Genomic DNA, 12688 nt, shown 5'->3' with positions numbered 1-12688 from the left:
GGACCGGACTCGTGGGAGCCGCTCACTTGGCCAGCGCGCTCGCGAGCGCGTCGACGTTGGCGGTCATCCAGCCGAGGTAGTCCTTGCCCTTGGGGAGGGTCTCGGTCACGGGAACCACGGGAATTCCGGCGGACTTCGCCGCCCGCTCCACCTTCTCGGTCTGCGGGCCGGAGGTCTGCTCGTTGTAGACCAGCGCCTTCACCTTCTTGCCGGTGAACAGCGCGAGGGTGTCCTGGAGGGTCCTCGGGGAGACGTCGTCGCCTTCCTCGACGGCTTCGCTGAACTCCTCGGGCGTCGCGTTCGTCAGGCCGCCGGCCTCGATCATGTACAGCGGCACGGGCTCGGTGATGGCCACGGCGGCACCGCCGTGATCGGCCTTGATCCGGCCTTCCTTCTGCTCCAGCGGCTCGAGCTGCCGCTCGAAGGCCTTCGCGTTGGCGGTGAAGGTGTCGGCGTCGCCCGGGTCGGCCTTGGCGAGAGCGGCGGCCACGCGGCCGGCGAGCCTCGCGACCGTCGGAAAGTCGTACCAGACGTGCTCGTTGAGTTCCCCGCCCGTCGGCGCCGTCCTCCCGGAGACCTTGACGGCGTTGATCAGCTCGGGGGACGAACCGCCGCTCTTCAGCATGCGGTCGATGAAGTCGTCGTACCCGCCGCCGTTCTCGATGACGACCTCTGCCTTGGACAGGGCCAGCCGGTTCTGGGTGCTGGCCTCGTAGGAGTGCGGGTCCTGGTCGGGGTCGCTGATGATCGAGGTGACCTGGACCTTGTCGCCGCCTATTCGCCCGGCCAGGTCTCCGTAGACGTTCGTCGAGGCGACGACCGGGATGACGGACGCCCCGGCGGGACTCCGCGGGGCATCACCGGCGTGGTCCGACGAACTGCCGCACCCCGCGAGGAGGACGAGGCTGGCGCCGGCTGTCAGCGGCAGGAGAAGTCGGGACGAGGACGCGGGCATGGGGTACCTCCGAGCACGGCGAATGGTCCGCCGAGCGCCATCCGTCCCGGCTTCGCGCCCACGCTAGATGAAAACGGATGTCAAAACGGCCGGAGGGTGACCCCTGAGGGCAACGCTTACCGAGAACTCACCATCCCCCCGGTCAGGGGGCCGGGACCTCGTCCACGAGCTGGGGCCCGTTGTTGCTGACGCTGTTCACGGCCGGCGAGACCGGACGGGCGTCGAGATGCCCTCCGGCAGGGGTGACGAGCAGGGCGCGCAGGTCGTCGGTCGACTGGTGGTGGGGGTCGAGCCAGGCGTCGTAGTGCTCGGGAGTGAGGGCGAGCGGCATGCGGGGATGGATGCGGCCGGCCGCGTCGGTGGCCTCGGTGGTGATGATCGTGCAGGTCAGCAGCCAGGCGGCGGGGTCGTCATCCTCCCTGACCGCCGGATCGCGCCAGAACTCGTACAACCCGGCGAGGGCCAGGACCTGCCCGTCCTCCGGGTGGATGAAGTACGGCTGCTTGCGGACCTTGCCCGACGTGCCGTCCTTGACCTGCTCCCACTCGTAGAAGCCGTCGGCCGGGAGCAGGCAGCGGCGTTTGACGAACGCGCGGCGGAAGGCGGGCTTCTCGTGCACGGTCTCCACGCGCGCGTTGATCAGCCGCGCGCCGATCTTCACGTCCTTCGCCCACGAGGGCACGAGCCCCCACCGCAGCGGCCGCAGCCGACGCCGCGCCGGTGCGTCCTCGTCGGCACCGCGCGGCCGACGCTCCAGGACCGCCCACACATCGTCGGTGGGGGCCACGTTCCAGCTCGGCGCGAGGGTTTCCTCCGGATGCCACTCGACAACCTGGAACAGCTGGGCCAGGTCCTCGGGGCTACGGGAGGAGGCGTAGCGGCCGCACATACGGCCACTGTGCCACGGCGCGTGGTGTCGGTCCTGGCGGGCCGGTCGTCCGGGGGGTGACGGCACCGCCGGGCCGGAGCCTCAAGCTGCGATCAGCCTGCCCAGGGGCCTACGGCTGCGGAACACCGGTGTCAGTGCCTGCTGATACACACGTCTCAGGAGGCGAGGAGAATCATGTCCCGGCCGCCTCCCCCGCCGTCACCCGTCCGCCGAGGAGCGCCAGGCCGTGAACGTGGAGATCCCCCAGCACACCCTTGACACCGCGATCAGCCTGGGGGCCGGAGTCCCCCACGCCCTGAAGCTTCTGGCCGGCCGGCTGGAGAACGACCCGGACGTGGGCGCACCCTCCGGATTACCCGGCGTCCTCACGGTGATGGTCGAGGCAGGCACGTTCGAGGACTGTCCCGCCCTGGCCGTCGGTTACATCCGCGAACCCGACCGGATCGAGATCCGGTTCGTGTCGGTGGCCTCCCCCGCAGGGTCGGCCCCGACTGTCGAAGACGCAGACCGGGAACAGAGCCACGACCTCGATCCCCGCACCGACCCCTCCGCCGGCACGCTCGTCGGGCGTGAGGTCGACGACGCGTGGCGGCGCATCACCCACTGGCTCCGGAACAACGCCCCCGACTCTCACGCCGCACTCCGCCCCGGCGTCGGCCCCGGCGCCATCGACGCCCTGGAGCGCCGGCTCGGCATCCCGATACCCGTCGAACTGCGCGCCCTGTGGCTGCTGGTGTCCGGCGACGACGGGGTCGACGGCTCGGGGTGTCTTCCCGGCAACCGGGCCCTGATGACGCTGGACGCCGTGGCCGCCGACCACCGCATGCGGATGGACTGGCAGGCCCGCGATGACGCCCGTGGCGTCGGCCGCCCCGACGACGAGGAGCGGATCCCGGCATGGAAAGCGGCGTGGATTCCCGTCGTCTCCTTGAGCGTGAACGACCGTACGTCGGGCCTGTATCTGGATTCCGAGACAGGCCTTCTGGGCCGCTGGTCCCGTTACAACGAACCCCCCGACGAGGAACTGGACACGCTGGTCACCTACTTGGAGGAAGCCGCCGACATGCTCGAAGCCCCGGCCCTGGCCACGCGGGACAGGCCGGGCCTGATCGGTGGAGCGCTGGTGTGGGCCAACGGATTGGGCCGCTTCCCGGAAGCCGGCTGGCAGCCCCTGGCCGGCTGAAGCATGCCTGCGTGACCATGACCCGGCGTGGATGCCGGGCCGCACCGCCCCTTGACCTCGATCACATGACCGCGGTCTCGCCCACCTGACCGCCCGCGGTCACCGCAGTCCTCAGCTCGACCAGCGATTCGCGCATCAGCTCGGCCAGGGTGCGCTCCTCGGCCGCCACGATCCACCGCTCGAAGCCGATCTTGAACACGGCGATCCCGGCTTCGGCCGTGAGGCTCGCGGCCGGCTCCCCGATGCCGCGCCCCCGCAGGGCCTCGGCGAGTGCGGCCGACAAGGAGGCGAGCTTGATCAGCTCACGCTCCTGGAGTTCGGCGTTCGCCGCGATGACACTCTGCCGCTTCCGCGAGTGCTCGCGGTCGACGAACTCCGCGGCGACCGTCTCCAGTCCGGCCGCAACCGCGTCGATCGGCGCCGCGGACCCGGGAGTCTCCGCTACGGCGGTCACGAACAGTTCCCGCAACACGTCGGAGCCGCCGAACAGCACCTCCCGCTTGTCGGCGTAGTGCCGGAAGTAGGTCCGCTCGGTGAGGCCGGCCCGTCCGGCGATCTCCGCCACCGTGGTCTGTTCGTAGCCGCGCTCGCTGTAGAGGTCCAACGCGGCTTTCGCCAGGCGTTCCCGCGCGTTCGGCTCCCATCTGCCCATGCGCAGATCCTACGCGATGACAGTCGCTGACATCGCGTGCTAGCGTCGATGACAGTCACTGACATCAACCGTTGGGGGACTCTCCCATGCGCATCTTCGTCACCGGCGCGTCCGGCTGGATCGGCTCCGCCCTCGTTCCCGAACTCGTCGAGGCCGGTCACCGGGTCGTGGGTCTCGCCCGCTCGGACGCCTCAGCCGCCGCTCTCACCGCGGCCGGAGCGGAAACGGTCCGCGGCACCGTGGACGACCTCGACGTCCTCGGCAGCACGGCCACCGCGTCCGACGCGGTGGTCCATCTCGCCTTCAAGCACGACGTCGCCTTCTCCGGCGACTACCGGGGCGCCGCGGAGGCCGACCGCCGAGCCGTCGACGTCTTCGGCGACGCCCTGGCCGGCACCGACCGCCCTTTCGTCCTCGCCTCCGGTGTGGCCGGGATGAAGCCGGGGCAGGTGGCCACCGAGCGGGACATGCCCGTCGTGGACGGCTCCGCGACGTCCATCCGTCCCGCCACGGCCGCGGCGGCCCTCGCGCTCGCCTCGCGGGGCGTCCGCTCGACGGTGGTACGCCTGGCCCCGACCTGCCACGGCGAGGGTGACAACGGGTTCATGGCCACCTTGGTGGCCATCGCCCGCGCCAAGGGCGTCTCCGGCTACATCGGCGACGGCACCAACCGCTGGCCCGCCGTCCACCGCCTCGACGCCGCACGCCTGTTCCGTCTCGCGGTCGAGAAGGCCCCCGCGGGCACGGTCCTGCACGGCATCGCCGAGGAGGGCGTCGCCATCCGTGAAGTCGCCGAGGTGATAGGCCGCCACCTCGACGTACCGGTCACGTCCGTCGCGCCCGAGGCCGCGGCCGGCCACTTCACCTGGCTCGGCGGCTTCCTCGCCCTCGACGCCCCGACGTCCAGCGCCCTGACCAGCGAGCTTCTCGACTGGCGGCCCACCCACCCCGGCCTGATCGAGGACCTCGACAAGGGCCACTACTTCCACGCCCCGGCCCCCACCCCGTGATCGCCCCGCATGCGCACACCGGGGCCAGGCCGCAGGCTGGTGCCATGGCCAGCTCACAGCCGATCGTCGTGTACCCGCCCGCCGAGGACGGGGGGCGGCGGGTGCGCGTGGACGACCAGTTCGTGGGGATGGCGTACGGCCTGCTGGACATCGTCGAGTTCTTACGCCTCGCGGGGCTGGAGAACGTCGACGACGACTGGGTGCGGCAGTCCGGTCTGGTCGAGTGGCGGGGCGGCGGGCCGGAGAGCTGGGCCCCCTGAGAGGCCTGCCCGGGGCGGAGAGCTGGATTCCCTGAGAGGCCTACCCGGGGCGGAGAGCTGGATTCCCTGAGAGGCCTACCCGGGGCCGGGAGCGGGTGCTCCGCCCCCCGCGGCGGTCAGGGTCGTACGCCGCTCGGCAGGTCGTCGTCCGGCGCCTGATGGGGCAGCCGTTCCAGCACGGCGGCGATGCCGGCCCGCTCCGCGACGTCGATCAGCGCCTGTCCGATCACGGAGACCGGTTCGCGGCCCGGGAGCACCAGCCCGATGCGCTCCGTGCGGACCGGACGGACCAACGGGACGGCACGCATGCCCGCGGGCACGCCGAAGACGTGCAGCCAGGCATGCGGCACGATGCTCGCCCACTGTCCCGCCCGGACCTGTGCGAACAGGGAGGCGATCGAGTCGGTCTCGACCCGCGGTGTCACGGAGACACCCACCGTCTCGAACACCGCGTCGAGCACCTGACGGCCCTGCATCATGGGGTGCAGCAGACACAGGGGGTGGTGGGCCGCCTCCTCCCAGGAGACCTCGGCGGGTCCGGCACCGGGCCCGGTCCGCTGGGTCAGCAGCACATACCGCTCCTGGTACAGCGGCACGAACTTGAAGTCCTGTGTGACGAGGGGGCTGTGGTAGGTCACGGCGGCGTCGAGTTCGTACGTCCGCAGCCGGTTCACGATGTCCTCGGCCTGCAGGTCGGCGAAGACCTGGACGGTCGCCAGCGGGTTCGCGGCGCAGAACGGCTGGGTCAGCAGCGCGACCGTGGTGGACGCGGTCGGGACGGTGCCGATCCGCAGCCGGCCGCTGAGCCCGGCGCGCAGGGCCTGGATCTCGCTCTGCATCGCGTCCCGGTCGGCGAGGATGCGCCGCGCCCACAGGACGACCCGCTCGCCCTCCGGGGTGAAGCCGTCGAACCGGCGTCCCCGCCGGACCAGGGGGATGCCGAGCTCGTCCTCCAGTTTCCGGATGCCCTCGGAAAGGGCCGGCTGGGAGACGTAGCAGGCCTGCGCCGCCTTCGCGAAGTGGCGGGCGCGGGCGAGGGCGACGAGGTACTCGAGTTGGCGCAGCACACCTCAATGATCCCCCCGCGCCCGGCCGCCCGGCGCTGCCGAGCGGCACTGATCGGCGCTGCCTCTCAACCGATCGGAACTACCGCTTTGACCTGCCCCGAAGCGCAGGCGAAGAGTGTGCTCGGGAAAGTGGCCGCGCAGAGGGGCATGGTGTGTGATGCGGGAGATCGACGAGCCCGACGAGGCTGAGCTGTCCGTGTCGGCGCCCAAGACGTGGGCGACCGGTGCCCCCGCGGTCGCACACGCGCTGCGGTACGCGCTCGGGCAGACGTCGCCGAAGCGCACCGCGCTGACCCTGCTCGGCATCAACCAGGCGAAGGGTTTCGACTGCCCGGGCTGCGCCTGGCCGGAGCCCGCGCCGGGCGAACGGCACCGCAACGAGTACTGCGAGAACGGCGCCAAGCACATCAGCGACGAGGCCACCACCCGCCGGGTGACGGCCGAGTTCTTCCGCCGGCACTCGGTCGACGAGCTGAGCCGGAAGTCGGACTACTGGCTCAACCAGCAGGGCCGGCTGACCGAACCGATGGTGCTGCGCGAGGGCGCGACCCACTACGAGCCGATCGGCTGGGACGAGGCGCTGGACCTGCTCGCGGGCGAACTGCGCGGCCTGGACCACCCGGACGAGGCGCTGTTCTACACCTCGGGCCGGCTCGCCAACGAACCGGCCTTCCTGCTTCAGCTGTTCGCGCGCGCCTTCGGCACCAACAACCTGCCGGACTGTTCCAACATGTGCCACGAGTCCAGCGGCTCGGCGCTGAACGAGACCCTGGGCATCGGCAAGGGCAGCGTGAGCCTCGACGACCTGTACGACTCCGACCTGGTCTTCGTCGTGGGGCAGAACCCGGGCACCAACCACCCGCGCATGCTCTCCGCGCTGGAGGAGACCAAGCGCCGCGGTGGGCACGTCGTCGCGGTCAATCCGCTGCCCGAGGCGGGGCTGCTGCGCTTCAAGCACCCGCAGAAGGCGCGCGGGATCATCGGGCGCGGCACGGACATCGCCGACCAGTTCCTGCAGATACGGCCCGGTGGTGACCTGGCGCTGTTCCAGGCGCTGAACCTGCTGCTGCTGGAGGCCGAGGACAAGGAGCCGGGCACCGTCCTGGACCGCGAGTTCATCGAAGGACACACGGCGGGCTTCGACGCCTTCGCCGAGCACCTGCGCGCCACCGTGTCCTGGGACGAAGTCCTGGAGGCCACCGGCCTGAGCAGGGAGCAGATCGAGGAAGTTCACGAGCGGGTCCTGGCCAGCCGAAGCGTCATCGTCTGCTGGGCGATGGGCCTGACCCAGCACAAGCACGGCGTGCCGACCATCCGTGAGGTGGTCAACTTCCTTCTGCTGCGCGGCAACATCGGCCGTCCGGGCGCCGGGGTGTGCCCGGTGCGCGGCCACTCGAACGTGCAGGGCGACCGCACCATGGGCATCTGGGAGCGCATGCCCCAGCCGTTCCTCGACCGGCTGGGAGCGGAGTTCCGTTTCACCGCGCCGACGCGGCACGGCCTGGACTCCGTCGACTCCATCCGCGCCATGCTCGACGGCCGGGCCAAACTGTTCGTCGGGGTGGCGGGCAACTTCGTCCGGGCGACGCCCGACAGCGACGCGACGGAGCGCGCCCTGCGCAACTGCCGCCTGACCGCGCACATTTCGACCAAGCTCAACCGCTCCCACGCCGTGTGCGGACGCACCGCCCTGATCCTGCCCACGCTCGGGCGCAGCGACCGTGACGTCCAGGCGGGCGGCGAGCAGTTCATGACGGTCGAGGACTCCATGAGCGAGGTCCACGCGACCCGCGGCCGTCTCGCACCCGCGTCCGCGCACCTGCTCAGCGAGGTGTCCATCCTCACCCGCCTCGCCCGCAGGGTCCTGGGCTCCGAACCGGACATCCCCTGGGAGGACTTCGAGGCCGACTACGACCTCGTCCGCGACCGCATCGCCCGGGTCGTCGACGGCTTCCAGGACTTCAACGAACGGGTACGGCACCCGGGCGGATTCCGCCTGCCGAACCCGGTGAACGAGAGGGTGTTCCGCACGCCCGCCGGAAAGGCCGTCTTCACCGCCAACGACTTCACGATGCTCCAGGCACCCGAGGGCCACCTGGTCCTGCAGACGCTGCGCTCGCACGACCAGTGGAACACGATCCCGTACGCGATGGACGACCGCTACCGAGGCATCAAGGGCGGCCGGCGCGTCGTCCTCGTCAACGCCGCCGACCTCGCCGACCTCGGCCACGACGACGGCGACCTCGTCGATCTCGTCAGCGTCTGGACCGACGGCTCGGAACGCCGCGCCCCCGACTTCCGCGTCGTTGCCTACCCGACGCCCCGGGGTTCGGCAGCCTCCTACTACCCGGAGACGAACGTCCTGGTACCCCTCGACAGCGTCGCGGACATCAGCAACACGCCGACGTCGAAGAGCGTGATCATCCGCCTGGAACGGCGGTAGTTCGGGCAGCGCACCCTGGAGGACCACCTCTCCGGCTCCACGACGGACGGCCTGCCCCCGTCGTCGGTGACCTCACCCTCGACTGGCACACGTGGCCGTTTCGGCGCCGGTGATGTAGGGGGCGCCGTCGGACGGGAACGTTCATCATCGGCCAGTTCACTCGGCCTCGCTCCGCCCAGCCGCTCAGCCCACCCCGCCATGTTTACCCATGTCCTCACTGCCGTACGGGACTTGGCGCCCGCTGATCCCGGGTCGTCTCCCCTCGACCACGCACGCGGGTATGTCTTCGGCCGAGTTCCCCCCTCGCCCACGAGCCTGGTTGCCTGCCGCGAAACCCTCCGGGCAAAATACCCCGCAGGGTATACGGCCGAGACGGCGAGGCAACGGCAGAACGGGCCCCGGTGCACCCCGACCAGGCCTTCGCTCCACGCCACCTGTCTCGGACGTATGGATTTCGGAGCAGTCGACACACGAGCGAGAGGGACCGGCCATGACCGGCAGCACACCGCAGACCCTCAGCACGAACACCCCGCCCATGACGGTGCGGCGCCCCGTCCCGCCGCCGCATCCACCGAGACAGCACCGCGCGGCCCCGCCAACGGCGGTCTCCCCATGCACGGTTCAGCAGTCAGCCGAGATCGTCATCGAGCCCCAGCCGTGAGGACGACCGCGACGCCGACCGCCGCGACCTTGCTGGACCGCATCCGCACCGGCCTCATCGGTGACGACGAGGTACTTGTGGGCCCCTACGGCCCGAAGCGGATCGTCTACGCCGACTACACCGCGTCCGGCCGCTCCCTGGACTTCATCGAGGACTTCGTCCGGGAGCGGGTTCTGCCGCGCTACGGCAACACGCACACGGAGAGTTCCAGCACCGGGTTGCAGACGACACTGCTGCGTGAGGACGCCCGCCGGATCATCCGGGACGCGGTCGGCGGCACCGAGGACGACGTGGTGATCTTCTGCGGCTCCGGCGCGACCGCCGCCGTCAACAAGCTGATCGGCATCCTGGAGCTGCGCCGCACGGACCGACCGCCGCCGGCCGAGCGGCCCGTGGTGTTCGTGGGGCCGTACGAGCACCATTCCAACGAGCTGACCTGGCGCGAGTCCATCGCCGACGTGGTCGTGATCGACGAGGACGCGGACGGCCACATCGACCTCGCCGGGCTCGAAGCGGGTCTGCGCAGGTACGCCGACCGTCCGCTGCGCATCGGCAGCTTCTCCGCCGCCTCCAACGTGACCGGCATCCTCACCGACACGGACCGAATCGCCCGTCTGCTGCACGCATACGGCGCGCTGTCCTTCTGGGACTACGCGGCGGCGGGGCCGTACGTCCCGATCCGCATGGCCGGGAGCGCTCCGGGCGCCGGGGATCACAAGGACGCGCTGTTCCTGTCGCCGCACAAGTTCGTCGGCGGCCCCCAGACGCCGGGGGTGCTCGTCGTCCGGCGCGAACTGGTCCGCAATCCGGTGCCCACCGTGCCCGGGGGCGGCACGGTCGCCTTCGTGGACCCGATCGGCCACCGCTATCTCGACGACCCCGTGGCCCGGGAGGAGGGCGGCACACCGGCCATAGTGGAGTCCGTGCGGGCCGGGATGGTCTTCGCGCTCAAGCAGGCCGTCGGCACCGACACCATCCAGGCGGCCGAGGAACGGCACTGGCGCCGCGCGCTCGCGCACTGGGACCGCAACCCCGGCATCGAGATCCTCGGCAACCACCACGCCCGCCGCCTGTCCATCGTCTCCTTCCGAATACGCCACGGCGAACGCGCCTACCTGCACCACAACTACGTCGTCGCGCTGCTCAACGACCTCTTCGGCATCCAGGCCCGCGGCGGCTGCTCCTGTGCGGGCCCCTACGGCCACCGCCTGCTCGCGATCGACGCACCCACCTCCCACGCCCTGCTCGACGAGGTCGTACGCGGCTGCGACGGCATCAAGCACGGCTGGAGCCGCCTCAACTTCAACTACTTCATCAGCGAAACGGTCCGCGACTACCTCATCAACGCCGTCGACCTGATCGCCGCATACGGGCACCGGCTCCTGCTCGACTACCGCTTCGACCCGCACACCGGCCAGTGGCACCACCACGAGGGCCACCCCGCTCCACCACTACGCCTGACCGACCTGTCCTACAGCGCCGACGGCGGCCTCACCGCCCCGGCACCCCGCCACCACCGACTGGGCGAGGAAGCACTCGCCGGCCAACTCGACCGGGCCCGCGAGGTGTTGACGACTCGCCCCGACCACCTGGAGGAGGGCCCGACAGGCCTGGCGGCCGACTTCGAGCGCATGCGCTGGTTCCCGCTGCCGCCGGCTTGCGTGGAGGGTTCCCGAACCGGAGCCGGGTGACACGGCGAGGAGCGGGAGCCGGCAGGCCGCCGCCTCCCGCTCGTCGAGCTTCTGGCTCCGGCGGACAGCTCTGCGGCACCCGTACACGCACGTGGCAGGATGGACAACCTGCCTTGTCCGCCGGGCAGTTCGGGGCGGAGGCAGCGCACGGGAACGGGGAAGGGGAAGCCTGGTGAACGGCCTCAACAAGGGGATCCGTAAGGCCGAAGTCGCATTGAAGTGGGACCCGAGTCCGACGGGGCAGCCGCCCGCCGATCTGGACATCGTCGCCGCCACCTACCTGGCGGGGGATCCCCACGGCGAGCCCGCCCATGTGGTGCACTTCGACAGCCGCTCCCCCGACGGCAGCATCAACCTCAACCGGGACAGCAAGGACGGCAAGGGCTTCGGCTGGGACGAGGTCATGACGCTGGAGCTCGACCGGCTGGATGGCCGGTACGCGCGCGTAGTGGTCAGCGTCGTCATCCAGCAGCGCTCGGCGCACCGCACCTTTGTCAGCGTGCTCAACCCGCGCTTGCGGATCCGCGAGGGGTACACCGTCCTGGCCGAGGACGACTTCGGCGGCGTCGCCGGGTCGACGGCGGCGACCGTCGGCGAGTTCGTACGCGACGAGTCCGGCAGTTGGACCTTCCGCCCCGGCATTCACGGCTTCGAAGACGACATGGGCCACCGCCTCGTCGGGCACACATCTCCCGGACCGGAGAACGATCCGGACGACGACTGGCCGCAGGAGTCCTGATCCGTGGGTGACATCGCCAAGGGCGTCCTGGGGGGCGGGTGGGCGTTGGTCGTCGGCTGGGTGCTGCCCACCGCGCTCAATCTCGCGGTCTTCTTCCTCACCATCGCCCCCAGTCTGCGGCGAACCTCAGCCATCGAGCGAGTATGGCCCGACACGGCCAGTCAGACAGCGTTGCTGCTCCTCTGCGCCGCCGTTCTCTTCGGCTTCGTGCTCAATGCTCTCCAGACCCCCCTCTACCGGATCCTGGAGGGCTATCTGCTGTGGCCGCGCAGAGCGTTCGACCGTGGATGTCGGCGCCAGCGGGCCCGCAAGGAAGGGATCGCCACTCTGATCGCTTGCCCGGACGGCCGCACTCCGGTACAGCGGGCACTCCTCAACGAGCAGTTGGCCCGCTATCCGGTGGACAACGACCAGCTCGCCCCGACCCGGCTCGGCAACGCGATCCGTCGGTTCGAGGAGTACGGCCACAATCGCTTCTGCCTCGACTCTCAGGTGCTCTGGAACGAACTGAGCGCCACCGCACCCGTGCAGGCGCGTCGCCAGGTGGAAACGGCACGTACCAGCGTGGACTTCTTCGTGGCCTTGCTTTACGGCCACGGGGTGGTTGCGGTCCTTGCTCTTCTGGCCCTGACCACAGCCGAAGCCGAGCATGCCCTGTTGATCGTCACTGGCATCGTGCTGTGTGCACTCATTCCCCTGTGGTACCGCTCTGCGGTTTACGCCACCGATGAGTGGGCCGCCGCAGTGCGGGCCATGGTGAACCTGGGCCGCAAACCACTGGCCGACGCGCTCGGGCTCGTCCTGCCTCAGCAACTGTCCGAGGAACGGGCCATGTGGCAGCTCGTGACCCGGATGTCCCGGCGGCCCTACCGGGATGCCGCGGACCCGGCGTTCGCACCGTACCGGGCCGCGCCACCAGATCCGAGCTGTCCACTGCACCCGCCGGTTCCGGGCCCGGGCGCGTGACCCGCTCCGCGCTGGGTGACCATGTAGAGAAGAGCCACCTGGCGGGGTCCGGGCGCTCCTACCTGCACTCACCGCTCGTACACCACACGCCCATCGATCACCGTCAGATCCACCTCCAGTCGCCACGGGCGGCGCGCTGGGATACCACGGTGACTGGCTGGTGACCCGAGTC

11 protein-coding genes are annotated in these 12688 nt (G+C 70.5%); 7 read left to right on the top strand and 4 right to left on the bottom strand.

From position 1 onward, the window contains the following. Positions 1-22: 22 nt before the first annotated feature. Together ACIRD7_RS06970 and ACIRD7_RS06965 are read right to left on the bottom strand one after the other, a co-directional pair. A complete protein-coding gene (locus ACIRD7_RS06970; RefSeq protein ID WP_403450742.1) occupies positions 23-955 on the bottom strand; it encodes a metal ABC transporter solute-binding protein, Zn/Mn family in 933 nt (310 codons plus the stop codon). A 142-nt stretch (positions 956-1097) separates the two neighbouring features. Next, positions 1098-1844, bottom strand: coding sequence for an SOS response-associated peptidase (locus ACIRD7_RS06965; protein WP_403450739.1), 747 nt, complete (start codon positions 1842-1844; stop codon positions 1098-1100). A 226-nt stretch (positions 1845-2070) separates the two neighbouring features. On the opposite strand from ACIRD7_RS06965, the gene ACIRD7_RS06960 reads away from it, so the two are divergent. Beyond that, complete coding sequence (locus ACIRD7_RS06960) at positions 2071-3027, top strand: hypothetical protein (RefSeq protein WP_403450737.1); 957 nt, start codon at positions 2071-2073, stop codon at positions 3025-3027. Between the two features lie 61 nt (positions 3028-3088). Here the strand turns inward: ACIRD7_RS06960 and ACIRD7_RS06955 are convergent, their stop codons facing one another. Next, positions 3089-3679, bottom strand: coding sequence for a TetR/AcrR family transcriptional regulator (locus tag ACIRD7_RS06955; protein ID WP_403450735.1), 591 nt, complete (start codon positions 3677-3679; stop codon positions 3089-3091). Between the two features lie 86 nt (positions 3680-3765). Between ACIRD7_RS06955 and ACIRD7_RS06950 the strand changes: the two genes are divergently transcribed. Continuing rightward, on the top strand, positions 3766-4689 hold the full coding sequence (locus tag ACIRD7_RS06950; protein WP_403450732.1) for an SDR family oxidoreductase: 924 nt from the start codon (positions 3766-3768) through the stop codon (positions 4687-4689). 44 nt (positions 4690-4733) lie between these two features. Continuing rightward, entirely contained in the window at positions 4734-4949 is a 216-nt protein-coding gene (locus ACIRD7_RS06945; protein WP_403450730.1) for a hypothetical protein, read from the top strand. A gap of 116 nt (positions 4950-5065) precedes the next feature. Here ACIRD7_RS06945 and ACIRD7_RS06940 read toward each other — a convergent pair whose 3' ends face one another. Next, complete coding sequence (locus ACIRD7_RS06940) at positions 5066-6016, bottom strand: LysR family transcriptional regulator (protein WP_403450727.1); 951 nt, start codon at positions 6014-6016, stop codon at positions 5066-5068. 157 nt (positions 6017-6173) lie between these two features. Between ACIRD7_RS06940 and ACIRD7_RS06935 the strand changes: the two genes are divergently transcribed. From ACIRD7_RS06935 to ACIRD7_RS06920, 4 genes are all read left to right on the top strand, one after another. Continuing rightward, on the top strand, positions 6174-8459 hold the full coding sequence (locus tag ACIRD7_RS06935) for an FdhF/YdeP family oxidoreductase (protein ID WP_403450724.1): 2286 nt from the start codon (positions 6174-6176) through the stop codon (positions 8457-8459). 657 nt (positions 8460-9116) lie between these two features. Further along, positions 9117-10811 carry an aminotransferase class V-fold PLP-dependent enzyme gene (locus tag ACIRD7_RS06930; RefSeq protein ID WP_403450722.1) on the top strand — a complete coding sequence of 565 codons (1695 nt, stop codon included), beginning with the start codon at positions 9117-9119 and terminating at the stop codon, positions 10809-10811. A gap of 172 nt (positions 10812-10983) precedes the next feature. Next, entirely contained in the window at positions 10984-11550 is a 567-nt protein-coding gene (locus ACIRD7_RS06925; protein ID WP_403450719.1) for a TerD family protein, read from the top strand. Between the two features lie 3 nt (positions 11551-11553). Next, positions 11554-12516, top strand: coding sequence for a hypothetical protein (locus ACIRD7_RS06920; RefSeq protein WP_403450716.1), 963 nt, complete (start codon positions 11554-11556; stop codon positions 12514-12516). The last annotated feature ends 172 nt before the right edge of the window (positions 12517-12688 follow it).

Source organism: Streptomyces sp. NPDC093568, from assembly GCF_044764945.1.
Taxonomy (GTDB): domain Bacteria; phylum Actinomycetota; class Actinomycetes; order Streptomycetales; family Streptomycetaceae; genus Streptomyces.
The sequence above is the reverse complement of the archived record's forward strand: the minus strand, read 5'-3'. Positions and strand labels throughout refer to the sequence as shown.

Coding starts and splice junctions, on each gene's coding strand:
- ACIRD7_RS06935 (WP_403450724.1), top strand. CDS start 6,174: ATGCGGGAGATCGACGAGCCCGACGAGGCTGAGCTGTCCGTGTCGGCG.
- ACIRD7_RS06955 (WP_403450735.1), bottom strand. CDS start 3,679: ATGGGCAGATGGGAGCCGAACGCGCGGGAACGCCTGGCGAAAGCCGCG.
- ACIRD7_RS06965 (WP_403450739.1), bottom strand. CDS start 1,844: ATGTGCGGCCGCTACGCCTCCTCCCGTAGCCCCGAGGACCTGGCCCAG.
- ACIRD7_RS06950 (WP_403450732.1), top strand. CDS start 3,766: ATGCGCATCTTCGTCACCGGCGCGTCCGGCTGGATCGGCTCCGCCCTC.
- ACIRD7_RS06970 (WP_403450742.1), bottom strand. CDS start 955: ATGCCCGCGTCCTCGTCCCGACTTCTCCTGCCGCTGACAGCCGGCGCC.
- ACIRD7_RS06945 (WP_403450730.1), top strand. CDS start 4,734: ATGGCCAGCTCACAGCCGATCGTCGTGTACCCGCCCGCCGAGGACGGG.